The following is a 24407-nucleotide window of genomic DNA, read 5'->3' as shown; positions in this document are numbered from 1 at the left end:
AGTTAAACCCTTCAATTATGCCTCCGGTGGAACAAGTCCCTCCCCACTCAACCCGCAAATCGCTCGTCGTTTGGGCTGCGGTCACGCTCGCCGTTGCCGGGATTAGTGCGTATACGACACTCACTGTTCGCGAGAAAACAGACCCTGATTGTCAGCGACTTCATGGAATGCTTGAAACGGAATCCCAAGCGCGACGTGACGCCCAATCCCAATCACGTGACGCAGAAAAGGAAGCGACGAAGGAGAAAATGGCGCGAGAAGAGGCAGAGAGCCGTGTAGCGGTCGCAATTGCCAAACAAACCGATTCAGAGAAGCGCCTTAGCGATCTCGAGCGACAGATCGCAATCGCACGTGAGGCCAAAACTGCCGCCGAGCCGCGAGCAGAACGTGACAAAAAAACCACGGAAGGAGTCGGAGGAGAAAGAAATAAAACGGACAAGGCAATATCAACATTCAGCCGCGAACAGAGTGCAACATCGTCGGAAGCTGAAGCGACTCCTGCGCCCCAAGACGTAACCCGGCGCAGCTTCGACTGGGGCGATGTAGTTGCGACGCCTGAATGGGCGCGGCTGGGCGCACAGGAGCTCGAAGTATCAGTGAACTTTGTGAATAGGAGCCAACGGACGCTGTGGATAATCCCCGCCTCGCGAAGAAGCGAAGGCGGCATTCAAGCGTCAGACAACGTCAAGAATAACTATGATTTGAAGGCTACCGGTGGCTTCAAACGTCAATCTGAAAATCTGCGGGCGGATTCGCCGAGGGTTAACCAATTTCTCGAGCTCCAACCGAGTGTGCCGTCCCCGGCTACTTTCACGTTCGTCCGAGGAAGATTATCGATCCGCGGCGCGACTGAGGTTCGTTTCTTCGCCACGCTCACTATTATCGAGGACCGCCAGACGTTGAAGTCTTACAATCGAGCGCTCACGGCAACCTTGAATCTGAAGTGAGCACGCGCAACGGCAGTAAGGTTAGCCCAATTCGCAGCGATGAACGTGATTCACGTATATCATCGAAGCACCCTCACCCCGAGCTTTTTGCAAGAAAACGCCCGACTCTGTGGCCCTGCGAAACGGGCACTCAGACCCACCCGCGATTACTCTTCGGGATGAGAGTGGTGGTTTAGGATTCCGAGTCGTGACATTTCCGAATGGAATATCCCTTCCCAAAACGAATGTCGATACTGCGCTCTGACCCAGACCTCATTCCACTTCCGTCAGACTGCTCCCAGAGCCGGTACCACACGGAGTTCACCTAGTATGACCGACGACTTGGAACATAAGCGCTCTAACGCGTTGGAGCAGTATAAGGAGCTTTGCGAAACGTGTAGATACTACGACGCCAAGTTCTGGTCTTTCCCCGCCACCGCCTTCACATTCGAAGCTGCTGGGCTCCAGTTCCTGCTAGGTAGCCCACGAAGCGGTTGGCAACCAATAGTGGTGGCCGCTATGCTGACGATGGTTTTCTTTGGGTTTACCTATCAACTAATTCGTTTCCGCTCCTATCAATTGGTAACCGAAATGAATGCCCGAGCGCTCTTGAGTGAGTATTTCCCACATCTGCGATCATTTAATCAGTTTACCAAACTGGGACGCTTGTCGCACAGGGACGGTGCCGCCTTTTATTCAAGGCTTGCCGGCTTTTCAAGCACCTCCTACATGATCGTAACCATGCTCGTCTTTACGTTGTTCAATATGGGACTCACCGCGACATTTGTTCGACGGTTATGCGATCCAAATTTCCTTTCCTCCATCATGAGCAACTGATTGAATCCCTAGTGCGATCGATACCGTAATTGAGCGCGGAAGCACTTGCTCTCGATTTCATACATCGCAGCGAGGGTTCGGGGTTGAGTTTCCGAAGAGTTCGCGCTTATCTTGACCGCGTGAGTGCTGCCCAAATCATCGAGGAAATTCAGCATCTGACACCGACCGAACAAGCCGAGGTCATCCAATTTGCCTACCGCCTCGATGCCGAGCGAATGTTGAGTGGGAAAGAGCTGGTAGCGCTTGCGAAAAAAATGGTCGCGGCCACCGATTCCACGGAAGCCCTCGAGATTCGTGAGCAGATGATCCGCGGATTCTACGGCGGCAAGCCCGATGCCTAAGATTCGCCGGGAAGGGATTCCGGCCCCCCTCCTCCGGCACCTTTTCGATCGTATCCGCGAGCGTGAGATCTCCGAAGAACAGATTGGTCTGCTTTCGGATTGGCTCGAAATGAACCCCGAAGTTCCACACGGCAAATGGTTCAAACGTTTTCCAGGGTTGATAGTGTGCGGTGAGGGCGACCTAATTAAGACGTTTCTCCGGCCGGGGCAGATCGCGGAGGGCGGCGAAGTGCTGTGATCAGGCGGCGGTCCGATCAGATGGCGCTGAATTAGGGATGGGAAGGTGAATGCAATCGGCCGCTTTACATCCCGGAACGTAATTCATAGGCTCGGCAGCCGATGAAACCTCCATGTTTTCGGCGAAGCGCGGCGGCGATTGTGAGCCTCATCATCGCCTCCGCAATGCAGGCCGCCCCTGAACAACCGGCAAAACCGAAATTTGATCTGGCCCAGGTCCCCAAGTGGTCGGCGGACGATCTCAATTTCTTTCTGCACGGATCGATGAGCACCGAGGTTGTCCCCGAGCGGGTGCTGCGCGCTTTCATCAAGATTTATCCCGACCTTTTTCCGGCCTCCGACCTCGCCTATCTCGGTTTGATCCCGGACCCGGCTTTCGGTTGGCCGATCGGCATCAGCCGGAAATCCGATGTTAAACATCTCGGCGGTTTGTCGGCTGTCGGAATCAACTGCGCGTCGTGTCACGTGGCCCAGATCAATTCCAGCGGCGCCAGGGAGCCGATGCGGATCCTGGGCGCAACGAGCCATTTCGACGTCGAAGCGTTTTTCGGTTCGATCTTGATCTCGACCTTCAAGACCTCCGAGCCGGGCAACATGAAGTTGTTCTTGAATGCGTATTTCGCCGGGCCCGACAACGCGCCATCGAAGGAGGGAACGGTGCTGGACCGGGCCTGGGAAGCGCAGCAAGCCGGCATCACCGAGCGGATGGCGGCGGACCCGTTCGGCTCGAAGGAGGTCGCCGCGGGTGAGCTACACGAGATCGCGCCCGCCGATTTGGAACTGGCCAAAGACGCCTCCGGCCTTCCACAGCTCGCGCATTCAATGCTCAAGCTTTTTCACAACATGCGCGCGGCCCTGCACGTTCCGGATCAACCGCCGGACAAGGTGCCGCCGGCTTCCGGTCCGGGACGCAATGATGCTTTCGGCCTTCTCTCGGCCAGTCTCTTGAACAAGCCGCAACCGTACGCGCCGATAAAATTCGGTCTCGTTTGGGATGTGGACAAACGGACCTGGGTCCATTGGGATGGCAACACCAAGTCTCCTATAGCCAGAAATCTGCTGGCCTCGCTCGGTCTTGGGGCACCGCTGCATGGGAAACACGGCGACCTGGATTTTGCGATGGTGAAACGGCAAACCGATCTCTCCGAAAGTATTCGTCCACCGAAGTTTCCCTTCGCGATTGACCGCGCGGCGGCGAAGCAAGGCGCGGTTCACTTTGAAAAATCATGCGCCTCCTGTCACGGCGGCCCGGAGAGCGACAAGCGTTTGTATTCGATCGCCGATGTCGGGACCGATCCTCGCCGCGCGGAAATGTTTACCGAGAAACAGGCGGAAGGGTTCAACAAGTTCCTGGCCGAGCTGGAAGCGGTCGGTTACGAACCGCCGAAAGAATTTGGAGTCCGCAGCACCGGAAAATATTGGGCGGCGAGCCTGGGCGGCGTCTGGGCCCGGTCGCCTTATCTGCACAATGGTTCCGTTCGGACAATGCAGGAATTGCTCACCGCGCCGGCGCAGCGGGCGAAAAATTTTCATCGCGGCTCACAGGATTATGACGCAACCCAGATGGGTTACGCCGACGGCGGCGTTTATGTGTTCGACACGACCACTCCGGGAAATTCCAATTCCGGCCACGACTACGGCACCAAGCTTTCCAGCGAGCAAAAGCGGGAGCTGATAGAATATTTGAAGACGCTCTGAGCTGGCGAAGAAGGCGATCTCAAATGACGAAGCACGAATGACGAATGTCGAAGTTAGAGCCGGACCATGCTTTTAAGTTGTTCGTCAGTTGCTGCATCGCGTGCTTCCGTCACCCCTGCCGGGGTTTGATATCGTGCACGCTGGCAAACCCGGAGCTTTGCTGCGCTGCGCTCCGGGCTTGATTCCATCGTGCCTCCGGCACTGGTTTCGTTACCTATGAAATCGTAAGCGAGCGGCGGCGAATTTCGCTACTGCGCGCTCGTGCGGAAGCGTGGGACGGGACTGGCGATGAGCTGAAGCACCGAAGGTGCGGCGCAGTAAAGCCCGGAGTGAAGCGTCAGCGGAACTCCGCGTAAACCATTCCAAGAGACCCGAGCCCGGAAAGGGCGACGGAAGCGGGGAAATGATGAATGTCGAAACAATGACGAAACCCGAATGTCGAAGTTAGAGTACTTGCAGCCGGGATCGGTGATCCCGGCCGAGCGCATGCCTCACCCGATCCCCGGGATCAAGAAGCGACGGTTTTCAACCGTCGCGGAAGAGGGCGGTTTGGAAAGCGCCCCTCCTTGTTTTACTACCGGCGCGACATCTCGCGGATCTTCGGCACATCGAGAATCCGGACGCCTTCGGGAGGATTCTCGACTGCCCAGACGAGGGCCTCGAGCATCTGGGAAATGGTGATGAGTCCGAGCCGCTGCGCTGCGTCGCGTGTTGCCGGCAAGCGTTCCGCGATCCAGTAAAACGGCACGAGTGCATAGGCCCAGCGATGCCCGGGTCCCAGGACATACCAGGGCCGAACAAAAGTGGCGTTGATTCCGCTTGCGCGAATCATCGCTTCGCCTTCGCTGCGCACGGCAATGAATGCCTCCATCATCGGCGCCGGGTGCGCGACGCTTAGATAAATAAAGTGCCTGACTCCGGCGTCACGCGCCGCATTCAGCGCGACCTTCGCGGAAGGCAGGTCAATCGCGCGAAATTGCGCAGCCTTGGCCGGACTCGGATGCGGCACTCCAATAAGATGGACGAAGGTATCGCAGCCTTTGATCGCCTCCGTGTAAGAACCTTCTTCGAGCGGATCGGCCACGATCGAAGTCGCACCAGGCAATTGCTTTTTTGAACCCGGGCGAACCACCGCCCTCACTTCGTGCCCGCGACCGGCCAGCAACGGAATGAGCCGGCTCCCGATGTAACCCGTCCCCCCGGTGACAACGATCGAGGCCACAAAGGTTACGGGGTTCCCAGCGGCCGGATTTCGCCCGTCACTTCAGCGACAACCGGATAACCTTCGAGCGTTTTGGGCAATGCCCGTTCCGTTTCCGCCGAGGTCCGCGCGAGCATGACTTTCAAGCAGGGTGTCTTGCCGTCCTCCAAAAGAGCGACATACACGCCGACCACACCCGGGATCGCGAGCAACTGTTTGTCGTGATCATGCAAGACCGCGTTGATGTCGCGCTTCGCCTCGGGTGAATTGTTTTGCGCCATATTTTTCTGGCAACCGGCCGCGAAGGCGAGAGCGACCAGACAGGAAAGGAAGCTCAGCCAGCGCGATCGATTTCCGGCCATCAGGAATGATCGCCTTTCCTGCCAGAAAGCAAAACACCCGTTCGCAAAAAGCGAACGGGTGTTTCGAAGATTCGTTGGTTGAGGTTTTAGTTTCCGACCATGGTCGCGCCGAGGAAGCTCAGCACCTGTCCGATCGGGTTCGCGATCGCCGTCGAGCTGCTGCCGGCAAAGAGGAGGCCGACCGCGCGCGCATGCGTGGCCACATCTTCCACCATGAGCGATCCGGAATCGCCGCTGTTCAGGAAACGGCTGCCGTTGTTTCGGACGACGATCTGACCGGTGAACGTCTTGGTGAAGGCGGTTCCGCCAGCGCACTCGTTCTCGTATTGAACGCTGATGGTCGCGTTCAAACCGGAAATGGAGCTACGGGTGAGCCCGGTGGTGCGCCCACTCTTTTTCACGGCCTGGCCAATCGACGCCCCGACAGTCTGATTTGAGATCGTTCCGATCTCGAGGATGGCGCCATCACTGCGCACCATTCCGGGAATGACCGCGCCGACAGAGCAATCGACATTGCTGGCGGGAAGGGAGCTTCGCTTGACCAACGTGGCCACATCCTGGCCGCTGGCCGCGTTGCAATTAATATCGATAAGACCCGGCTGGACTATCGGGTCGCCGGTGAGGGCTATCCTGCCGTTGCCGCCGGGAACGATATCCGCCTCGAACACATGATAATTACTGAGGATGTGTTGGACGCCGCCGATTGAAACCAACGAGCCGAGCGTGCCGCCGCAGCAGAAACCGTTGGCCAAATCGTAACGCCATCCACCGGAAGTGCCGAGCTGAATGGGAGGCGTTTGCTTCGCTTTATGGCTGACCGCGGTGACGCTGGCGGCCGAACCAACCATGGACCGGAACTTATCGGTCAACTGCACCTGCACTCTTACTCCGCGCAGCTCACGCGGCAGATTCTGAACCACTTCACCGGCCTTGGGTGCGTCCTGATCGACGTAAACCAGCAGGGAGGTCCTGCCGGAATCATCGAGCCCGATGGCAGTCCCGAGGACTTCCTTCTGGCGCATCCAGTCGGTGGTTACTTCATTCTGCACGGCCTTGACGGCCATGACGTTGGCGTGGGTCTCATCGAGCACTCCGGCGGCGGGAGCCGCGAAGCTGCTGAGGGAAACAAGTCCGGAGAGGGCTCCGGCCGTAAGTGCTGCAAGAGCACGAAGGAACTGGCGAGGTTTTAACATGGGACGGATATATCGAATAACGACAGATGTGGCAAGCATAAAAACGGGTATTGCGAAAATTCTCAGACATGGCCAAAACCCTGCTTTGATTGACATTAACCGGGGGTTGTGAATAACCTCCCACCACTATGCGCGCCATTTGGAAAGGCAGTATCAGTTTCGGACTGGTTTATATCCCGATTGCCGTTTACCCGGCCACCCGCGAAGAGAAGCTCAGCTTCCGCCAGCTTCGGGCCACCGATCTCAGCCCAATCAAATACAAAAAAGTGGCGGAAGTCGACTCCAAGGAAGTGAGCGCGGACCAGATCGTCAAAGGCTTCGAATATGAGCGGGGCCAGTATGTGGTGATGAAAGAAGACGATTTCGCCAAAGTCCGGATCGAGTCCACTCATTCGATCGACATCACCGATTTCGTCGATCTCGCCCAGGTCGATCCGAAATTTTTCTATAAGCCTTACTTTCTGGAACCGCAGAAAGGCGGCGAAAAAGCCTACGCCCTTTTGCACAAGGCTCTCAGCGGGACGGGCAAGATCGGCATTGCCAAAGTGGTCATCAGCAACCGCGAGTACCTTGCCTCGGTAAAGCCGGACGGATTGTTCCTCGTCCTCGACCTGATGCACTTCGCGTCTGAGATTTTGAGCCCGGAGGAATTGAAGAACGGCAGCGTCACGGCGATTACCGACAAGGAATTGAAGATGGCGCAATCGCTCGTCGAGAGCATGTCGGTCGCGTGGGAGCCGGAAAAATACCGCGACGAATATCGCACCGCCGTGATGGAGCTGATCGAACAGAAAGCGCAGCACAAAGAGGTCACTGGCAAACCGGCGCCTGCCGTCCGCGCGACGAACGTGGTCGACCTGGTAAAGGTGCTTCAGGAAAGCTTGAATCGGAATCAGGCGGTCAAACCGAAACGAAACGGGGCCCGCTCGAGCAGCCGATCTACCGCAACGCTGGTCAAGCAAAAGCGTCGCGTCGCGGCGTAAGCATCAAGGAGCGGCGCTTTCCAAACCGCCGTCTTTCTTCTGTAGCGCCGCCCATGCGGCCCGCGTGGAACGCTCGGGCCCGCGAATGACGCGAATGGGCGCAAATCAATGTTAGGGACGGCGCGCTGCGCCCGGCCGGATCGAACCCGTCTGTTTTCTCCATTCGCGTCATTCGCGGGCTAGCCTTTTACCTCGAGTTTCTCCATCAGCTGTTTCGCCAGCTTCGGCCCCATGCCGCTCTCTTCGTGCTTTAGATAAACGAAAACGTCCGGCCAGACACTTTCCTTCTCCTTGATCGCGGTGGCCCACCGTTCCATGTCGGCGTCGGTGTAATCTTCGCGTCGAAGCCGGAGATAACCGTAATCGGCCGTCGCGACCACGGGAGTGCTCAGGTCCGCGCTTTCCGCAATGCAGAGCGCAATGTTCTTTCCATTCAGGATCGCGAACACCTCCTCATCGAACCACGAGGGATGCCGAAACTCGAACGCGGCCCGCAGTCCCGCCGGCACGTCCTCGAGAAACTCGCCCAGCACAGCCGTGTCCTTCTTGAAGTTCGGCGGCAATTGGAACAGCACCGGACCGAGCTTGGCTTCCAGGTCCGTAATGACCTGGCAAAAATAGCGCATGGTGTCCCCGCAATTTTTCAGCTTCGCGAAATGCGTCACCTTCTGGGGTGCTTTGAGACTGAACTTAAAACGCTCGGGCGTTCCCTCCCACCAATTCTGGATCGTCTTCGGGCTCGGGATTCGCCGAAAGCTGTAATTCACTTCCGTGGTCGCGAAGCGCTCCGCGTAAAACGCCAGCATCTTGCTCGCCGGCAAATCCTCCGGATAAAATGGCCCTTTCCACTCCGGATATTGGAAACCCGATGTGCCGATCCAGTAGTTCATGCTTTTTGGATAACGCCGGGCCGGGCGCGAAATCAATCAGCTAATTAATGCTGCGCCGGCCAGAAGATCTCGATCGTTTTGAATCCGGCGAAAACGGCGGCGAGACCGCAGACCACGCTAAGCCCGACGTAAAGCATCGAGGTTGAAACCAGGCCCCGGCGAATAAGGAACAGCGTCTCATAGCCAAAAGCAGAGAAGGTCGTGAACCCGCCAAGCAGGCCAGTGAACAGGAACAACCGAGTCCGCATCGAGAACAAATCATGATGCTCGACGAGCCCGGCCAGCAGACCGATCACGAGGCAGCCCGCCACGTTCACGCAAAAGGTGCTCAGTGGGAAGTTCCATGTCTGCGTCTCGTGCAGGACTGCGCCGCCGAGTTTGTAGCGCGCCACCGAACCAAGCGCGCCGCCCAGCGCCACCATTAGAATCTGTTTGCTGTCGAACATGCAAGTTGCCCAGTCAGTCCCTTCGATTGACCTTCCGATGCGCCGGGCTCATTGTCATCTCGCTGAGTTCAACCCGTTCATGAAATTTCCGCCAGAAATTGATTCGCCTTGCCCGATGCGGTGGGACGAAATGCGTGGGAACTCTCGTGTCCGGTACTGCGATCACTGTCAGCTCAATGTCCAGAACCTCTCCGCGATGTCGCGTCGTCGCGTGGCCAATGTTATGACGCGGACCCAGAGCGAGCGGGTATGCGTGACCTACACGCGTCGCGGAGATGGCAGCATGGTCACCCGCCGGGACCTCTTTCGCGAACGAGTGGTCAGCCGGTTTCGTCGGATTTTTTCCTGGCTCCTGACCGCCTCGGCGCCGCTAGTGGTCGGTGCCTGCCAGACACATTCTCAACTCACCGGTCGGAGCGCACCGCAATGCAAGAATCCTCCGCCGCAAAAGCCGAAGCCGGCGACAGAGGAGCGTGTCATCGTAACCGGCGGCGTGTTTGTGCCGCGCGGGTGACATCCCGGCCAGGAGGAGTGAACGCCGGGCAGCATTTTGTCCTGCCGATAAGATTTACGATGCGGTAGCTCCGGCCGAATCCGCCCCACCCGTAGTTCCAGTCGAGATTCGCGCGTGACAAACTTCCGCGGCCAGTCAGGATCGGGCCATGATTACCAAGAACCTGGGCATGCTGCTGTTGGCCATTTACCTCATCCTAGTCGGAATCGTCGGCATTTTCGGCGTCAGCCTGGGCGCCGCCGCCATCGTGCTGCCCATCCTGGCCCTTGTCGCCGGGATTCTCATTTTGCTGGGCAAATAGGATCGAGCGATCCTTTCGCTCTTGCTCTTGCTCGTGCAATTCGAGCGACGCCGTACGGCATCTCTTCGGCGCGCCGCGCCTTCTTCTGTAGCCGTTTCGCTGCGCGAAACGCCGGGGCTGAGCAGGGACACGCGACCTTGCGTCTCCCACAGGGCGACGGCTGCAAAAGAGGGCGGTTTGGAAAGCGCCCCTCCTTGTCCAGAGGGCGCGGCGCGCCGGAGACAATCGAGCGACAGAGCTCTCGATCCACCGGGGATGCTAAGATAAGAGCGTGGCGGCGGCCCGCCGCGGCGGGCCGTTACTGAGCCGGCCAAAGAGCGCCGCTAAGCGGGACGGCGCTGGACAAACGCGCGCCAGGCGAAGATCGCGCCGATCCCGACCGTGATCACCAGGCCGATACCGAATTCGTCGATGACGTAATTCGTCCGGCCGGTATCGCGAGTGAGCGGGGTGAGGATCGATTGAATAAAAAGATTGTGGCTGCCGTGGAAAATGGCGGCGGGCCAAAGACTGTTCGACCGCAACGTCAGCCACGCGAGGATGAACGAGTCAGCCACGACCATGAGCGTGAAGCAGGTCAGGCTATACCAGGCGGGCGCACCCTTGTTGTAATCCGCGTAAAGCAGGACCGGGAAATGATAGGCGGCCCACATCAGCCCGCTGATGAGACTGACGCCGGTGAAACCGACGACCTTGTTCAGTTCCGGGACAAGGAAGCCGCGCCAGCCAATTTCTTCACCCAGGGCCCGCGAGGTTTTGCCAACAAGGCCAACGGTGGCAGTTAACAGAACGAAGAGCAAAAGCGCCCAAGATGGAGGATAGCCTGACCACCCCATCTGCGCGGCCGTGCGGCTGAGAAAATCGGGTTCGAGGAAACCACCCAGTGGCGTGAGCCACGTGACCAGATAAACCGGAAGAGCGTAAGCCAGCGGAATGAGATAAGCCAGCCAGGCGTAGCGCGTCCCGCCCCACTTCCACGGCAACTCGCCGATTGGTTCGTCGAAGAGGCGTTTGGTGAGAAGTGCGGACAGTCCGGGGCTCCACATCGCGCCGGTGACATAGAGCAAATTGCCCGCGTCCATCTTGCCGGCGTGGAACACGAATTCGTTAAAAACATGACTGAAGCCCAGCGTGAACGCGTAAAAGGTCGCGATCTTCTTCCAGACCCGCGCGGCTGATTCGGTGGCAGCCACTTTAGTAAAGGTCGGCCTTCAGCTGGCGCGCGGCTTTCTTCACTAACTCGAGAGCGACCTTGAGGTTCAGGTCCTCGAGTTTCTTGAAGCGAACACAGACCCGCCCAACGTTGACATTGCCGAGGCGATGCGCGTTGCGTTCCGCCAAATAACCACTCTCGTCAGAGCCGCTAAGGTAAAGACTAATGCCGCGCTTCCGGCTCGAGATCGCAACCACGCCCGAGTCCCCTTCCCGGCCGCTTTCGTACTTGTAGCGATAGCGGCCGTAACCAATCCCCCAGGATTGCATGAATGGCTTGAGTTGCGGCATCGCCTTGCGAATTGCCTTGTGGATTGCGGTGACCGTCGCCTTGTGTTCCGGCGGCAGACTCGCCAGGTACTCGGTTGGCGTAGCCGGCTCCTTCTTCATCGCCTGTCAACCGCGGAGCGCTTTGGTGAAGCGAATCAGCTCATCTGCCAGCTCGTCGATTCGTTCGCCCACTTCCGTGTCCTTCAGGTCGTCGCCTTCGAACGCACGTCCGGTCGCATAAACAAAGCGCGGAATAATCACACTGCGAAAGTCCAGCATCAGGCTGTTTGCGAACGCCATCACCGACATATAACTGCTCATCCCGCCCGCCGCGCAGAGAAAGCCCACAACCTTTTCTTCCCACGCGCTCCCCGTCAGCTCGACCAGATTTTTCGCCGCGGCGGAGACGTCGTAATTATAAACCGGCGTCGCGAGGAGAATGCCGTCGGCCGCCTTGATTGCTTTGCTTACCTTTTGGGCGGCCGGCTGCGTATAGCAGGCGTCGGCATCGCACAACGGCAAACCGAGCTCGCTAATGTCGAGCCAGGTGCATTCGGCTTTCGCTTTCTCCAAATGCTTAAAAGCCCGGCGTGCCATCCGGCGGCTATTGCTGTCCGGATTGCCGCTCGTGCTGATAACGAGGAGTTTCACAGCTTTTCCAACCGATAACCCCGCGCCTTGAGCAGCGCCAGGAGTCCGTCGCTCCCGCCCAGATGCGCGGCGCCCACGACTACGAAGTAAGTCTTACCGCCCCGCAAATATTCTTCCACCTTCGGGATCCAATTCCGATTGCGCGCACCGATGATGCGATTGCCGAAGGCGGGAAAATCGGCGAACGATGCGTGGGTGATGCGCGCCAGCGTATCCACGTCGCCACGACGCCACGCCGACATGACGGCCCCCCGATCCGCGCCGCCGCTTTGCGGGATCAGCGTAATCAAAAGAAGCGCTTCGCTTTGCTTATCGGAGAGTCCGGAGAAGACGGCGGAGTGTTCCTGGGCCGACTCGAGTCCAAGGGCCGGCTTCGAGTTTGCCCGGGCCCGCTTGATCAGGAACTCGTCCACTCCGAGCTCATCGGACACGCCGCTTTGCGGAGAATCGAGCAACAGGACCAACAACCAGGGCCGGTATTGCGAATATTTTGACTCCGGAATTTTCATCAGCGAAAAGATCCGCTTCAGGTACTCGTAGGTCCGCGGATCGACGTGATTCTTGAGGTTGTCTCCCTTGGGATACTTGCCGGCCTTGAGAAGCGCGTCGCCGGAGCCGGCCAGGGCTTTGGGATCGATTTCGAAGACGATCCGGTGAGAGGCGTCGAACGCGATGTTGTAAGCCTGAGGCAACGGGTAATCGGAGCTGCGCAGCGCGTGCACCGACCCGCCGAGATAAAGAGTTCCACCCGTCGGGCCGGTCACCTTCCAGACACACCCGGAGGAGGCCTCGACGGAGCCGGCCGTTAGCAGCAACGCGACGAGGGAAAACGCCAGTCCTGGGAATCGGCTTTTGAAAAACACGCTCTGCCTCTATCAGCAGTGCCGAAAAGCGACAAGCCAGTTATTCAGTATTGACGGGAATAAACATTTCTGGCCCCCTCCTCCCCCGTGAAACCTTTGCCCACCCTCTGTTCCCGCTTGCTCGTCTCAGTTCTCGCTCTGACGGCCATCACCATTTCGATCGCAAACGGCCAGGACCCGTCCATCGACCGGTTGCTCAAGAAATTGCCGCCGCCGGAAAAATTGGTGAAACCTTCGGTGCAAAAGGCGATTCACAAATCCGATGCGTCGGTGAGCGACCCGCTTGTGCCTCAAATCTTTGCCGCGCTCAACTCCAACAGCTTCGGGCGGGCCCTGGAACTTTGCCGCAAACTGACGGCCGCCCATTCCAATAACGCCGCCGCCCATTGCCTCCGGGGCCTGGTCGCGATTCTGGCGAATCAATTCGCGGAAGCTCGCAGTTCCCTTAAACAAAGCGAAAAACTGAATCCCTCCCTCGGGGGGACTCAGCTTGGCCTCGCGGCGGTCGAGGCGTTCCAACAACATTATGCGGCCGCGATTCCCCCCCTGAAAAGGCTGACGCAGCTGGACCCAGGTTATCTGTTCGGCTGGCTAGCCTTGAGCGATTGCTGCCTGCGAGTCGGCCGCAACGCGGAGGCCGCGCAATACGCCCGCAAAGCGACGACCCTCGCCCCCTCTTCCGCCGACGCCTGGATGCAACTCGCGCGGAGCGAGCGGGCGGGCGGAAACATGAGCGCCGCGTTGGGCGCCCTAACCCGTGGCGCCGAGGTCTCACCCGACAGTGCCGACATCATGGCGATCATCGGGTACGCTTATATCAACGCGAACAAAATCGCGCAGGCCATTGCCCCGCTCCAGCGCGCCGCCCGGCTAGCGCCGCGGGATTATCTCATCCACGCCCAGCTCGGCTTCTGCCTTCAGGCCACTGGCCAGGTCGATGCCGGCATTCAGCATTTGCGCACCGCCACCAATCTGGCCCCGAAAAATTATGCCGCCGTCTGGGAACATCTCGGGCTCGCTTACCAAAAGAAAGGGATGCATCGCGAAGCTGTGAAAGCCTTCGAGAAAGCGACCCAGATCTCTCCCGGCCTCACCCTCGCCTGGCGTCATTTGGCCGACGAGTACCGCGCCCTCGGCCAACCCGCCGAAGCCGACCGCGCCGCCGCTCATGCCCGCTCCGCTCCCAGCAGCAAGAAAGCTAAGGGTTGATAGTCGACCAAGGAGCGGCGCTTTCCAAACCGCCGTCTTCTGTAGCGGCGGTGTCTCCACCGTCGTCTCTGTAGCGACCCTTTCGAAAACGCCCTCTGCGCCAAAGGCGCAATTTCAGATCAGCCTGGGGCAACGCCCCAGGACTCGCGAATCCCCGTCGATCCTCCGCGCTGAAAGCGCGATTCACTAAAGCGGGGACAACCGCGAATGGCCGCTAATAAACCTGCCCGCGATGCTACGCACAGTGTTGCAGGCACTGCGCGAATCAATGGTAGGGACGGCGCGCCGCGCCATCCGATGCCGTTTCGACCTTTCGGCAAGGCTCAAGACTTGCAGCAGGCTCAAGGCCCAGAGCTTGCCGAGGGGGAGCGAACGGCGGACCGCTGTCCGCTCCACTTTTGAGATGATTTCTCCACCTTCACTCCGAGCGACGCGCGGCCTCGTGTCGCCCGCATCGCTACCGCCATGCCCGCAGTGCTTCGCAACAGCGATGCAGGCGCGGCGCAGCGGTTGCGGGTAGGTCGGCCGTCGCTCATCTTGTTCCCGTTAGATGTCTGCGCGCCTCGTCATTCTGTTCACCCTGTGGAGCCTCTATCATGCATATGCGATCGAGCCAGACCCCATTTATCAGGAGACGGCCGTCCGCCACGCTCGTCCGCGTGCCGCGGGCGAGCGCTTTGATCCGCAGGAGGACGACCCAAAGCTACGCGACGTTTTCGCCGCGGTGGATGCCGCAGCCGAGCGTCGCGTCGCCAATGTTAAACGCAATGACAAATTCATCTTCGCATTTTGGGCCGAAAAGAAGGCAATCCTCCGTGACCAGCACCATATCGATTGGAAGACACCTAGCGAGCTCAACCCTCAGTTCACCTATAGCGACTACGGCCAACGAGAGATCAGCAAACGCGAGACCCTCGAGATTACACGGGTGATTCGCCGGCGCACGTCGAATCCGATCACCATTGATCGCGATTTCGAGGGCAAGGTCAGAGTCTGGACCAAAGGTTCCGGACGCGAAAGTACAGTTTATGTCGTGCAGCTGGAGCGAGGCGAATGGAAGATTGTGGATGTGGAGCACTGGCTTCCATGACGACGACATCTAACCAAACGGCGGAGCCAACGGCTGGCAGCTTTGGTTCCTCACTTTCTATAAACTTCCACCCTCAAGCCGAAGCGACGCTCTCCCGCCAGCCGTCGCTCATCTTCTTCTCGTTAGGCGTATGACGCGGATCACTCTTCTACTATTACTAGTCTGTGCTTCTGCGACGTTGTCAGCCGGCGAGTCACCGGTCAGAGTTACCGTCCAGCAGCTGCTGGTCGCCCCCGAAAAATTCGTCGGCAAGCGCGTCGACGTAACGGGCTATTATTCCGTGCACGCCGAAGACAGCCAGCTCTATGCGAGCAGCCGAGCGATGAGCAGCGGTACCGTCGACGATTCCATCTGGTTGGGGTCAGATTCCAAGGAGCCAAGTTCTTACCGGCGAACAGCGCGGGAAGTTGAGGAGGGGCGGCGTGTTGCGAATCGCGATGTTCGTGTTATCGGCACTTTTCATTATCAGCCGAGGCCTTACCTCGGAAAGAGCGTGCCCTATGAACGGCGATTTCAGGGCTTCGGCAGCTACCGCTTGAACAAACGCGCCATTCTCGAAATCACTTACATCCAACCCGCACATTAAAGCCACTTAATACTCCTAACCATACGATGCCGTTTCGACCTTTCGCAAGACTCAAGGCTTGCAGCAGGCTCAAGGCCCTGAGCGAGCCGAAGGGGAGGGAACGACGGACCGCTGTGCGTGCACTTTGGGGATGACTTCTACATGTCCACTCCGAGCTACGCGCTCTCCCACGCCCGCAGCGCTATCGCGCAGCGATTGCGGGCAGGTTATCCGCCACCGCTCATTTTGTTCTCGTTAGATGGTGCTCGCGCCCCCATTGAATCGTACGGTCCGATTGGCCACTTTGGCATTGCTCGCCGTTGCCACGTTCAGCCTGCTCTTTGTCTGGGGAGAACTACTTCATCGCTACACGCTTTTTCGTTCGGACGGCTCCGAGCCCTACGCGAATCACGTTGATGCGTCCTATTTTGTTTCGATACCTCGATACGCGCTTTTCGGCCTCGTCGCTTCTGCCGTTACGCTGTTAGCCGCGCTTTTGCAGCGGCGCTTCATTATCGCGCTGCTCTGCTGCGTCTTGGCGGTGTCCGCCGTTTATGCCCCACGGCTACTTCGGACTTTTCATGACAGACACATTTTGGTCACCTACGAGGAATTCATTGCATGCTGGACACACGTAATTTGTCCCTGACTCCGACCGCACCAAATAACCAGCCGCTCGCGCGAACGGCTGGCAGCCCATTGAAAGGCGGAATTTGAAAGTGGAAAACTGAAAGCGACGCGCTCTTCCATTCATGTCGAGGTGCTCAGTCGAAGGAAAAATGATGATGTATATCCGGAGTCATTCGACTCTGCGTACAAACGCTGGCAGGAGAAAGCCGCAGCTGGAACGGGCGAGGTTTGCCGGACGAGCCTGTATGAGTGCGTCGACACGAAAGCAAAGTAAGAGCTTTTATGTTGCCGCGGGTCAGTCCGCTCCATTGTATTTAGATTGTGAGCACTCGCCGCGCAGTAAAGTTTCTGTTGGTTTTGGCTTTGGTCGTTGCCGCCCTTTTGTGCTTGCCGCTTGCGATCGGGGTTTGGCTGCCGGATGTCCTCGTCGATCGCTCTCCCACGATCGCGTCGCTTCGGCTCAGCGATGGCAGCGAATTTCGCGTCGTTCAGTATTGGAACCACTTTGACTTCTACACGACCGAGCTCCGGCACATTCTTCCAGATGGACACCAGCAAACCTGGGTCCTCGACGGAGACGATCACAAACGGTGGCGGATCCCGCTCACCGTCGATGAAAACGCGCGAACCGTATTCGTGCCGCACCAAGGCGCCAACCTCAAGACAATCAAGTGGTGATTCGCCCAAACGAATCCGCCTTTCTTCGGGCCCGCGAGCTCCTGCAGCGGCACCGCGACGACTACGCCAAGGCCTACCGCGAGTTCGCCTGGCCATCGCTCGACCGGTTTAACTGGGCGCTCGACTATTTCGACGCGATCGCGCGCGGCAATTCGACCACCGCGCTCCACGTCGTCGAGGATGATGGGACCTCCCTGACGCGCACCTTTGCGGAAATGAGCGAACGCTCGACCCGCGTGGCCGACTTCCTCAGCCGGCAGGGCGTCCGTCGCGGAGACCGGATCCTGATCATGCTCGGGAACGTTCCCGAGCTCTGGGAAACTGTTCTCGCCGCGATGAAGCTCGGCGCCGTCTTCAGTCCGGCCACGACGCTGCTGACCGGGGAGGACCTTCAGGACCGGATCGATCGCGGCGGCATCCGGCACGTGATCGCCGCCGAGGGCGCCGAGAAGTTCGATGAGGTGAAGGGTGACTACACGCGCATCGCCGTGGGCCCGCCGCGTCGAGGATGGATTCCGTACCGCACTGAGGGGGAACGCGATTTCGTGCCCGAGGGGGAGACGCGTGGCAACGATCCGCTCCTCCTCTACTTCACCTCCGGGACCACGGCGAAGCCGAAGATGGTGCTCCACACGCACGTCAGCTATCCGGTCGGCCATCTCTCCACCATGTACTGGATCGGGCTGCGGGAAGGTGACGTGCACTGGAACATCAGCTCGCCCGGCTGGGCGAAACACGCCTGGAGCAGCTTCTTCGCGCCTTGGAATGCGGGCGCCACGATCTTCGTGTTCAACTACGCCCGCTTCGACGCGAAGCGCGTCCTCGACATGCTCGTCGCGCACCGCGTGACCACACTCTGCGCGCCGCCGACCGTATGGCGGATGCTCATCCTGGAGGATCTTCGGGCGTGGCGTCCCGCGCTTCGCGAGATCGTGAGCGCCGGCGAGCCGCTGAATCCCGAGGTCATCGAACGCGTGCGGGAGGCCTGGGGTATCACGATTCGTGACGGCTACGGACAAACGGAGTCGACGGCGATGTTTGGCAATGCTCCGGGGCAAATGGTCAAGCTGGGGTCGATGGGTAAACCGCTCCCGGGCTACCGCGTAGCCCTCCTCGATCCCGATGGCAACCAAAGCGAAGACGGCGAGATCGGCGTGGAGCTCGATCCGCCGCCCGTCGGGCTGATGGCCGGATATCTCGACACGCAAATGCCGGTGGCGGAGGCCGGTGGCCACCGCTATTACCGCACTTCAGACGTCGCCTCGCGCGACGCCGACGGCTACTACTGGTACGTCGGTCGTGCGGACGATGTGTTCAAGAGCGCGGACTACCGCATCAGTCCGTTCGAGCTGGAGAGCGCGCTCATCGAGCACGAGGCGATCGCCGAGACCGCGGTCGTGCCGAGTCCCCACGCGCTTCGGCTCGCCGTGCCGAAAGCGTTCATCATGCTGAAACCCGGCTACGCGCCGACCGCGGAGACAGCGCGCTCGATCTTCAGTTTCTGTCGCGAACGCCTCGCGCCCTACCTGCGCATTCGCCGCCTCGAGTTCTCCGAGCTGCCAAAGACAATCTCCGGAAAGATTCGCCGCGTGCAGCTCCGCGCGGCCGAACATCGCGCCGGGCGGGTGAAGGCATCAACCGAATTCTGGGAAGAGGACGTTTAGCAATGAGAGCGGCGATCTTAATCCTGCTGTTGAGTCTGCTTTTCCTCGCGGGCTGCGCCACCGATCGCAGAGCGAACGAACCCGCGCCGGAGCGGCGGTTTTTCGAATCGCCGGATGTTGACAGCCTCCACTGAGTGATTAGATGAAACCATCTCCTCCCGGAGTCATTTGGTTTCCCTCAATTCCCGGCAGGCCGACAAATTTATGGCAGCTGACTTCATCATCCTCTCGGAACACCAGGTGGTTTTTAGTTACGGCTGGGGCATCCTTTCCTTCGCGGACCTCGAAGAACATCGGCGGCGCCTGACCCAGGACGCTGCGTTCGACGCAACTTTCCGGCAAATTGCCAACCTGACGGATGTGACTGAGATGCGGTTTTCCAACGACCAGATCTGGTCGCTCGCACGCGAGCCGGTTCTGGCGCCGCGCTCGCTTCGGGCCGTGGTGGCGGGCGACAAGCAATACGGGTTCGCCCGAATTTTTCATGGCTATTCCGAGGGCCAGAATGTGCGCGTCTTCCGCCAGCTGAAAGAAGCCGTGGATTGGCTGGAGTTGTCGGCGGAAGTGGCAGACAAGGCTTTCGCCGAAATCCGCCAGCGGCACGGGTTGGCGTAAGCAAACGCTGGAGCGCAACCGCGCCGGCGTCTACACTCCTTCTTCTCTTATGCGACCGACCCAATTCTTCGCGGTGGCAACGCTCGCCGTTTTCTTCATCTTACCCCCCGCCATGCGTGCCGACCCTACACCTGCCGAACGAGTCGTGGCGATCCAGGAAGCTCTGCGCGCCGCGAAACTGGATGGCTGGCTCTTCTACGATTTTCGCGGGAGCGATCCGCTCGCAGCGCGCATCCTGAAACTCGGCGAGCACGCTTCCGGTTCCCGCCGCTGGTTCTATTACATCCCCAGTGAAGGCGAACCGACCAAGATCGTTCACTCGATCGAGCGCGGGAAACTCGACGCTCTCCCGGGCCAGCGGGTGATCTATCGCGGCTGGGAAGAACTGCACGCCTTTGTGGCCCAGGCGATCGCCGGTCCCGCGGAAAAACGATCTCGAGACCGGACGCAGAAACGCGTCGCGATGCAGTATTCGCCGGACAACGACATTCCCTACATCTCGCGCGTCGATGCCGGCACGGTGGAGCTGGTCCGGCGCAGCGCGGAAGTAGTCACCAGCGCCGAACTGGTCCAGCAATTCGAAGCGGTCGTCACCCCCGAACAAAAGCAGTCGCACTTCGAAGCGTCCGACAAACTGCATCGCGTCCTGATGGATGCATTCGCCGAGATCGGCCGGAATATCCGCGCGGACAAGGCGATCACTGAATACGACATCCAACAGTTCATTGCCCGCCGGCTCGAGGAAGAAGGGATGGTCCGCGAGGAGGGCATCGTCGCCGTGAACGCCAACGCCGCGAACCCGCATTACTTCCCTACTCGCGAAGCGGCGACGCCGATCAAACGCGGCGACTTCGTCCTGCTCGATATCGTGAGCAAACTAAAGAAGACGGGTGCCATTTGCACCGATCAAACCTGGACCGGTTTCGTCGGAGATAAGGTGCCGGAGGAGCATGTCCGCATTTTCAATATCGTCCGGGAAGCCCGCGACGCCGCGACGGAGTTCGTGCGCAAGAATGTCCGGGAAGGAAGACGGATCCACGGCGCCGAGGTGGACGATGTCTCGCGCGGCGTGATCAAGAAGGCCGGTTACGGCGAGCAATTCACCCACCGCACGGGCCATTCGATCGGTGAAGAATGCCACGGCAACGGTGTGAACATCGATAACTTCGAGACGCGCGACTCGCGCTTTATCACGGCAGGCGTTTTGTTTTCCATCGAGCCCGGCATCTATCTCGAAGGAAAGTTCGGCGTCCGCTCCGAGATCGACGTTTACGTCGGCGAGAAAGATATCGAAGTCACCGGCCAACCGATCCAGACGGAGATCGTGCCGATCCTGAAGGCGCTGTAGGGGCGCCATTGCCGATTTTAGATTTCAGATTGCAGATTGCAGATTGTGGTACCGCCCCATGCGACTTGAGCAAATCGACCACGCTGCTCTTCATTGTGCGTCGCCGGAACGCACCATGGAGTGGTATGTGAGCACACTCGGGTTTGAGCACGTATTTCAAGGGGAGTGGTCGGGCGTGCCGATCTTCATTCGGCTGGGCTCCACCTTCATGGCCCTCTTCCCGCAGAAGAAAGGCGAGCAGGCCGGGAGTCGCAGCGCGGTGTCGCATCTTGCGTTTCGCGCGGCGACCAGCGGCGATTTTCAATCGGCGCAGGCCGAGCTTGCGTCGAAAGGCATCCCCTTTGCGTTTGAAGACCACGGCATTTCGCACTCGATCTACTTTCGCGACCCGGACGGATTTCAGCTCGAGATCACGACCTACGACGTCGCGGACGCTAATTGATTAAAAGTTAGGGCGATCCGCGGTCGTAGACTTCCACCAGACCAACACCGGTGCCGCCATTGTTTCCCGCCAGCAAAGCCGTGTAGAGCCCCGGCGAAAGCGTCGCCGCAATCGCTGCTTCGAGATTATTTCCAGGCGCCAGACCCGCGCCGCTGATTTCCGCTGCCTGGGCCGGGTTTTCCTGCCAGTCGTTATTCGCGATCAAGAGCGCTCCATTTTGATCGCGCAGTTCCAGAGTAGGATTTGCCAGGGCATTGGACACTCCGGCCGCGGCGAGGCTCGGGCCCATCCCACGCACTACAAACCTGTCATTCCCGCTGTGGCTGCCGACAATGAAGCCGGCGATCACGATGTTGTTCCCGGTATCGACAAAGGCCCGCGTGCTGAGGTTGCCTAGCTTCGAAGGAGCTTCCGGGTTGAGATCGTAAATCTCGACCAGGGCGACCCCTTGAGTGGAATTCGTACACCTGACAATTGCAGTGTAAGCGCCCGGGTCCAGGGTGGTGTCGATTGCCGATTCGAGATCGTTGGCAGGCGCGAGACCGGTGGCCAGGATCGCCGCCTCCTGCGCAGCGTTATCTCGCCAGTTATCGTTCGTGCTGGTGACAAACGCGCCAGGACCGTGCAGCTCCAGCACGGGATCGGGCAGCGCATTGGAGATACCCGCCCGGACCAGAGAAGGTCCGACAGCCCGGAGAAGAACATGTTTCGGCGCGTTACCGGTAATGATGAAGCCGCCGATGCCAACATTTTCCCCGGTCTGAACCCGCATCCGCGTGGAAAGATTTACGGCCTGCGCGGTTCCCGGCGGAAATGGAGTGGGCGCAGGTGTCGGGGTCGCATTGCAGGGGGCCGGGCCTTGGATTGCGGCGAGAACCGGAGATCCCGTCTTAAAGAATCCGATCAGCGCATTCGTTGTCTGCGGCGGACGATCGGCATCGAAACGGAAATTATACAACGTGCCCCAGCGAATGGCGTTCGCATTCTGGTTCTGGGCGAAAGTCTCGGATCTCCAGCTCACCGCGCCGGCAGTCTGACTCGAGGTCCAGGCAGCGTTGCTGAATCCCGCGTCACCGCGGGTTCCATCGTTGGGGAATCCAGGATGATTGAGCGGAGCGTGAAATCCGAGGTTGCTCACACTGACGCCGCATCCCAGAGGCACACTGAAGTATTGGATGGCGCGATCGAGATTTTGGTTATAGACGGCGTATTCATAGTGCCACACCCCCGCGGACGGGTTGGTCACTTTGGAAGCTACGAACCCGCGACCGTCGGCACCCGCCTCGGGCTCAATTGGAACGATGGTCGCTCCAGTCCAGGCATTGATGGCCGGACTCATCCGCACGGTTTCTCCAGGGGCAGAAAAAGTGAAGCTACTCGCGCCGACAGCGACATCGTACCGACGGTAGGACGCATTGTTGTACATGTTGCATTGCCCGGGATGAGTCTGGCACCACGTATACTCATCTGGCGTGTTGTATTGGACTTCGGCATAATAGGTCGCGCCTGGATTTGCCGCGGGATCCAAATCGCCCGACTCCGTCAGAATCATGTGCGATTCGGGAGCATGAGTGTGGCCGGTGTGATCCCTTGCCGTCGACGGAAAATTACCGGTAAAAGGATTTACCCAAGCCCGCGACCCGAGATCGCCTTGCCACGCGCTTTGAAAGGAAAAATAGGTATCGGAACACCCAACGCCAAGACGAGTGCCGTCAAATGGGGTTGGCCGAGTACAACCAAAACCGCACAAATTGGCCGCGTCTGCGCCATAAGTATGTTTTACCCAGGATTGGCCAATTTGTTCAAAACGATCGTCATTGCCCGATCCGCCGCTCATTCGGTAGAGGTTTTGCGCGACGGTGGGATGATTGAGGCTGGGAAAGGCAACGAAATGCGCTTCCGCGTCTCCGGCATTGCAGGAGGTTATCCCTATTCCCAGGCCAAGACGCGTCTGGGTGTTTCCATAGACGGCCAGTTCATCCATGTCTCCAGTGATGACGTCCGGTCCCGGGACACGTGTTCCCGGGCTATTCCCCGCTGCCTCAACGGAATCTCTAACGCTGTTGTTCAAGAGCAAGAGCAGCAAGAGCGACAGACAACGTAACATTTTGCTAAACATCTTAGTCCTCCAGTTCAGCCCGTTTAGGGAATTTTGAAGTTGTTCGCCCCAAGACCTCGTCCCACCTATCGCGGGCGAGTCGATCCTAGGCATCTTGTTCTGCGAAGTAGAGGCTTTTCTTGACCCGGGCCTGGTCATACGACCTGGCAGGCCGCGGCTAAGCAAACGGAGATCGTGCCAATTCTAAAATCGCAGGAGGAGACGGCTCGTTTCCTGCATGCAGAATGCCGCGCGGCAGTATCCATTTTCTGCCAAACAATTGATGGTCAAATTCCTTTCAGTTCTCTGGGTGGCGGCGGTTAGTTTCGCCATGCTCCTGTCCCTCCTGCTCTGCGCAGGCGAACTTTGGCGGGTGTTGTATTGGGGAGTTCCGGCCACCCGTCTGCCGGAGTTCGCTGGTAGCATTCTTCTTTCTGGCGCTACCGTTCTTTATGCAGCCGTCGAGCTGTGGAGGTGGTTCTACCAGCGCCGGCCGTTGCTTCCACGCGTTGCTGTCGTAGCCGTGACTCTCCTCGGGTTCGTAACTTCAGTGCTGCTCGTTCCGATGGCGAAAAAACGGAGTGCCGATACCAGGATCATCCCGGAGCTGGCGTTCACTCAGCAGGAACGGCTCGATCGCGCAATCAGCGAACTAAATCAGGCGAAAACCGAAGAGGAGAGGTTTTACGCGCTTGGGGATGCGGCCAGGGAGAGTTTCATCGCGGGTAATATCGACGATGCCCGGAGGTACGCGGAGGAATTGCGGGCGCTGGCCCCGAAATTCGACTCTTGCTGGAACTATGGCAACGCGATTCAAAACGCGAACCTTGTTCTCGGCCGAATCGCTATCTGCGAAAAACGCATCGACGATGCAAAACGGCATTTGCTCGAAGCGGGAAAGAGCCCCGGGTCGCCCCAGATGAACAGCTTCGGTCCGAATATGAGTCTGGCGAAAGACCTGCTAGAGATTGGCGAAAGAGAGGTCGTGCTCCAGTATTTCGAGCTTTGCCGCAAGTTTTGGAGCCTCGGAGGAAAGCAGCTCGATCAATGGAGCGCAGAGGTCCAAACTGGGCGGATTCCAGATTTCGGCGCCAACTTGTTTTATTAAGAGAGCGCGGCCATAACAGCGGGGAATTGACACAA

27 protein-coding genes are annotated in these 24407 nt (G+C 58.9%); 17 read left to right on the top strand and 10 right to left on the bottom strand.

The window, feature by feature from the left end; translation table 11 throughout:
- Positions 1-167: 167 nt before the first annotated feature.
- The 5 genes from VJU77_15060 to VJU77_15040 all read left to right on the top strand — a co-directional run bounded on the left by VJU77_15060 (position 168) and on the right by VJU77_15040 (position 4039).
- Positions 168-947, top strand: a complete 780-nt coding sequence (locus VJU77_15060; protein HKP04670.1) for a hypothetical protein — start codon at positions 168-170, stop codon at positions 945-947.
- Positions 948-1256: 309 nt separating this feature from the next.
- Positions 1257-1763, top strand: coding sequence for a hypothetical protein (locus VJU77_15055; protein HKP04669.1), 507 nt, complete (start codon positions 1257-1259; stop codon positions 1761-1763).
- Positions 1764-1882: 119 nt separating this feature from the next.
- A complete protein-coding gene (locus VJU77_15050) occupies positions 1883-2104 on the top strand; it encodes a hypothetical protein (protein HKP04668.1) in 222 nt (73 codons plus the stop codon).
- Positions 2097-2342 carry a hypothetical protein gene (locus VJU77_15045; GenBank protein ID HKP04667.1) on the top strand — a complete coding sequence of 82 codons (246 nt, stop codon included), beginning with the start codon at positions 2097-2099 and terminating at the stop codon, positions 2340-2342. Before VJU77_15050 ends, VJU77_15045 begins: the two co-directional genes overlap by 8 nt.
- Positions 2343-2443: 101 nt before the next feature.
- Positions 2444-4039: a hypothetical protein gene (locus tag VJU77_15040; protein ID HKP04666.1), complete on the top strand. Its 1596-nt coding sequence runs from the start codon at positions 2444-2446 to the stop codon at positions 4037-4039.
- A 574-nt stretch (positions 4040-4613) separates the two neighbouring features.
- Here the strand turns inward: VJU77_15040 and VJU77_15035 are convergent.
- From VJU77_15035 to VJU77_15025, 3 genes are all read right to left on the bottom strand, one after another.
- Entirely contained in the window at positions 4614-5261 is a 648-nt protein-coding gene (locus VJU77_15035) for an NAD(P)-dependent oxidoreductase (GenBank protein HKP04665.1), read from the bottom strand.
- Positions 5262-5266: 5 nt separating this feature from the next.
- Positions 5267-5602, bottom strand: a complete 336-nt coding sequence (locus VJU77_15030) for a hypothetical protein (protein ID HKP04664.1) — start codon at positions 5600-5602, stop codon at positions 5267-5269.
- An 86-nt stretch (positions 5603-5688) separates the two neighbouring features.
- The gene (locus VJU77_15025; GenBank protein ID HKP04663.1) at positions 5689-6795 is read right to left on the bottom strand and encodes a hypothetical protein; all 1107 of its coding nucleotides are present in this window, start codon (positions 6793-6795) and stop codon (positions 5689-5691) included.
- Between the two features lie 128 nt (positions 6796-6923).
- Here VJU77_15025 and VJU77_15020 point away from each other — a divergent pair, with 128 nt between their 5' ends.
- Positions 6924-7778, top strand: coding sequence for a Ku protein (locus tag VJU77_15020; GenBank protein HKP04662.1), 855 nt, complete (start codon positions 6924-6926; stop codon positions 7776-7778).
- Between the two features lie 179 nt (positions 7779-7957).
- Here the strand turns inward: VJU77_15020 and VJU77_15015 are convergent, their stop codons facing one another.
- Together VJU77_15015 and crcB are read right to left on the bottom strand one after the other, a co-directional pair.
- Positions 7958-8668: a DUF72 domain-containing protein gene (locus VJU77_15015; protein ID HKP04661.1), complete on the bottom strand. Its 711-nt coding sequence runs from the start codon at positions 8666-8668 to the stop codon at positions 7958-7960.
- 44 nt (positions 8669-8712) lie between these two features.
- Positions 8713-9114 (bottom strand): fluoride efflux transporter CrcB, encoded by a 402-nt coding sequence (gene crcB / locus VJU77_15010; protein ID HKP04660.1) that lies wholly within the window; start codon positions 9112-9114, stop codon positions 8713-8715.
- Between the two features lie 196 nt (positions 9115-9310).
- Here crcB and VJU77_15005 point away from each other — a divergent pair, with 196 nt between their 5' ends.
- Positions 9311-9628 carry a hypothetical protein gene (locus tag VJU77_15005; protein ID HKP04659.1) on the top strand — a complete coding sequence of 106 codons (318 nt, stop codon included), beginning with the start codon at positions 9311-9313 and terminating at the stop codon, positions 9626-9628.
- 148 nt (positions 9629-9776) lie between these two features.
- Positions 9777-9929, top strand: a complete 153-nt coding sequence (locus tag VJU77_15000; GenBank protein ID HKP04658.1) for a hypothetical protein — start codon at positions 9777-9779, stop codon at positions 9927-9929.
- A 323-nt stretch (positions 9930-10252) separates the two neighbouring features.
- Here the strand turns inward: VJU77_15000 and VJU77_14995 are convergent, their stop codons facing one another.
- Genes VJU77_14995 through VJU77_14980 form a run of 4 tightly spaced genes read right to left on the bottom strand, consistent with a single transcriptional unit; the run spans position 10253 to position 12925 of the window.
- The gene (locus VJU77_14995) at positions 10253-11122 is read right to left on the bottom strand and encodes a type II CAAX endopeptidase family protein (GenBank protein ID HKP04657.1); all 870 of its coding nucleotides are present in this window, start codon (positions 11120-11122) and stop codon (positions 10253-10255) included.
- Position 11123: 1 nt separating this feature from the next.
- On the bottom strand, positions 11124-11531 hold the full coding sequence (locus tag VJU77_14990) for a DUF1801 domain-containing protein (GenBank protein ID HKP04656.1): 408 nt from the start codon (positions 11529-11531) through the stop codon (positions 11124-11126).
- Between the two features lie 6 nt (positions 11532-11537).
- The gene (locus VJU77_14985) at positions 11538-12062 is read right to left on the bottom strand and encodes an NAD(P)H-dependent oxidoreductase (protein ID HKP04655.1); all 525 of its coding nucleotides are present in this window, start codon (positions 12060-12062) and stop codon (positions 11538-11540) included.
- A complete protein-coding gene (locus tag VJU77_14980; protein ID HKP04654.1) occupies positions 12059-12925 on the bottom strand; it encodes a TraB/GumN family protein in 867 nt (288 codons plus the stop codon). The genes VJU77_14985 and VJU77_14980 overlap by 4 nt, the downstream gene beginning before the upstream one ends.
- Before the next feature lie 87 nt (positions 12926-13012).
- Here VJU77_14980 and VJU77_14975 point away from each other — a divergent pair, with 87 nt between their 5' ends.
- From VJU77_14975 to VJU77_14940, 8 genes are all read left to right on the top strand, one after another.
- Entirely contained in the window at positions 13013-14134 is a 1122-nt protein-coding gene (locus VJU77_14975; protein HKP04653.1) for a tetratricopeptide repeat protein, read from the top strand.
- Positions 14135-14684: 550 nt separating this feature from the next.
- Positions 14685-15224, top strand: a complete 540-nt coding sequence (locus tag VJU77_14970) for a hypothetical protein (GenBank protein ID HKP04652.1) — start codon at positions 14685-14687, stop codon at positions 15222-15224.
- A 130-nt stretch (positions 15225-15354) separates the two neighbouring features.
- On the top strand, positions 15355-15810 hold the full coding sequence (locus VJU77_14965) for a hypothetical protein (protein ID HKP04651.1): 456 nt from the start codon (positions 15355-15357) through the stop codon (positions 15808-15810).
- 930 nt (positions 15811-16740) lie between these two features.
- Positions 16741-17097 carry a hypothetical protein gene (locus VJU77_14960; protein ID HKP04650.1) on the top strand — a complete coding sequence of 119 codons (357 nt, stop codon included), beginning with the start codon at positions 16741-16743 and terminating at the stop codon, positions 17095-17097.
- Positions 17091-18761, top strand: a complete 1671-nt coding sequence (locus tag VJU77_14955) for an AMP-binding protein (protein HKP04649.1) — start codon at positions 17091-17093, stop codon at positions 18759-18761. Before VJU77_14960 ends, VJU77_14955 begins: the two co-directional genes overlap by 7 nt.
- Before the next feature lie 204 nt (positions 18762-18965).
- Positions 18966-19376 carry a hypothetical protein gene (locus VJU77_14950; GenBank protein ID HKP04648.1) on the top strand — a complete coding sequence of 137 codons (411 nt, stop codon included), beginning with the start codon at positions 18966-18968 and terminating at the stop codon, positions 19374-19376.
- 112 nt (positions 19377-19488) lie between these two features.
- Positions 19489-20724: a M24 family metallopeptidase gene (locus VJU77_14945; GenBank protein HKP04647.1), complete on the top strand. Its 1236-nt coding sequence runs from the start codon at positions 19489-19491 to the stop codon at positions 20722-20724.
- Positions 20725-20782: 58 nt separating this feature from the next.
- Positions 20783-21166, top strand: a complete 384-nt coding sequence (locus VJU77_14940; GenBank protein HKP04646.1) for a VOC family protein — start codon at positions 20783-20785, stop codon at positions 21164-21166.
- 7 nt (positions 21167-21173) lie between these two features.
- Here the strand turns inward: VJU77_14940 and VJU77_14935 are convergent, their stop codons facing one another.
- Positions 21174-23285, bottom strand: a complete 2112-nt coding sequence (locus VJU77_14935) for a hypothetical protein (protein HKP04645.1) — start codon at positions 23283-23285, stop codon at positions 21174-21176.
- A 217-nt stretch (positions 23286-23502) separates the two neighbouring features.
- On the opposite strand from VJU77_14935, the gene VJU77_14930 reads away from it, so the two are divergent.
- On the top strand, positions 23503-24372 hold the full coding sequence (locus VJU77_14930; protein ID HKP04644.1) for a hypothetical protein: 870 nt from the start codon (positions 23503-23505) through the stop codon (positions 24370-24372).
- Positions 24373-24407 lie beyond the last annotated feature (35 nt).

The organism is Chthoniobacterales bacterium, from assembly GCA_035274845.1.
Classification (GTDB): Bacteria; Verrucomicrobiota; Verrucomicrobiia; order Chthoniobacterales; family UBA10450; genus AV80.
The sequence above is the reverse complement of the archived record's forward strand: the minus strand, read 5'-3'. Positions and strand labels throughout refer to the sequence as shown.

Excerpts from the sequence above, each read along its gene's own strand:
- VJU77_15060 (HKP04670.1), top strand. The coding sequence starts at position 168 with ATGCTTGAAACGGAATCCCAAGCGCGACGTGACGCCCAATCCCAATCA.
- VJU77_15055 (HKP04669.1), top strand. The coding sequence starts at position 1,257 with ATGACCGACGACTTGGAACATAAGCGCTCTAACGCGTTGGAGCAGTAT.
- VJU77_15045 (HKP04667.1), top strand. The coding sequence starts at position 2,097 with ATGCCTAAGATTCGCCGGGAAGGGATTCCGGCCCCCCTCCTCCGGCAC.
- VJU77_15040 (HKP04666.1), top strand. The coding sequence starts at position 2,444 with ATGAAACCTCCATGTTTTCGGCGAAGCGCGGCGGCGATTGTGAGCCTC.
- VJU77_15030 (HKP04664.1), bottom strand. The coding sequence starts at position 5,602 with ATGGCCGGAAATCGATCGCGCTGGCTGAGCTTCCTTTCCTGTCTGGTC.
- VJU77_15025 (HKP04663.1), bottom strand. The coding sequence starts at position 6,795 with ATGTTAAAACCTCGCCAGTTCCTTCGTGCTCTTGCAGCACTTACGGCC.
- VJU77_15020 (HKP04662.1), top strand. The coding sequence starts at position 6,924 with ATGCGCGCCATTTGGAAAGGCAGTATCAGTTTCGGACTGGTTTATATC.
- VJU77_15015 (HKP04661.1), bottom strand. The coding sequence starts at position 8,668 with ATGAACTACTGGATCGGCACATCGGGTTTCCAATATCCGGAGTGGAAA.
- crcB (HKP04660.1), bottom strand. The coding sequence starts at position 9,114 with ATGTTCGACAGCAAACAGATTCTAATGGTGGCGCTGGGCGGCGCGCTT.
- VJU77_15005 (HKP04659.1), top strand. The coding sequence starts at position 9,311 with ATGTCGCGTCGTCGCGTGGCCAATGTTATGACGCGGACCCAGAGCGAG.
- VJU77_15000 (HKP04658.1), top strand. The coding sequence starts at position 9,777 with ATGATTACCAAGAACCTGGGCATGCTGCTGTTGGCCATTTACCTCATC.
- VJU77_14990 (HKP04656.1), bottom strand. The coding sequence starts at position 11,531 with ATGAAGAAGGAGCCGGCTACGCCAACCGAGTACCTGGCGAGTCTGCCG.
- VJU77_14970 (HKP04652.1), top strand. The coding sequence starts at position 14,685 with ATGTCTGCGCGCCTCGTCATTCTGTTCACCCTGTGGAGCCTCTATCAT.
- VJU77_14965 (HKP04651.1), top strand. The coding sequence starts at position 15,355 with ATGACGCGGATCACTCTTCTACTATTACTAGTCTGTGCTTCTGCGACG.
- VJU77_14950 (HKP04648.1), top strand. The coding sequence starts at position 18,966 with ATGGCAGCTGACTTCATCATCCTCTCGGAACACCAGGTGGTTTTTAGT.
- VJU77_14945 (HKP04647.1), top strand. The coding sequence starts at position 19,489 with ATGCGTGCCGACCCTACACCTGCCGAACGAGTCGTGGCGATCCAGGAA.
- VJU77_14940 (HKP04646.1), top strand. The coding sequence starts at position 20,783 with ATGCGACTTGAGCAAATCGACCACGCTGCTCTTCATTGTGCGTCGCCG.
- VJU77_14935 (HKP04645.1), bottom strand. The coding sequence starts at position 23,285 with ATGTTTAGCAAAATGTTACGTTGTCTGTCGCTCTTGCTGCTCTTGCTC.
- VJU77_14930 (HKP04644.1), top strand. The coding sequence starts at position 23,503 with ATGCAGAATGCCGCGCGGCAGTATCCATTTTCTGCCAAACAATTGATG.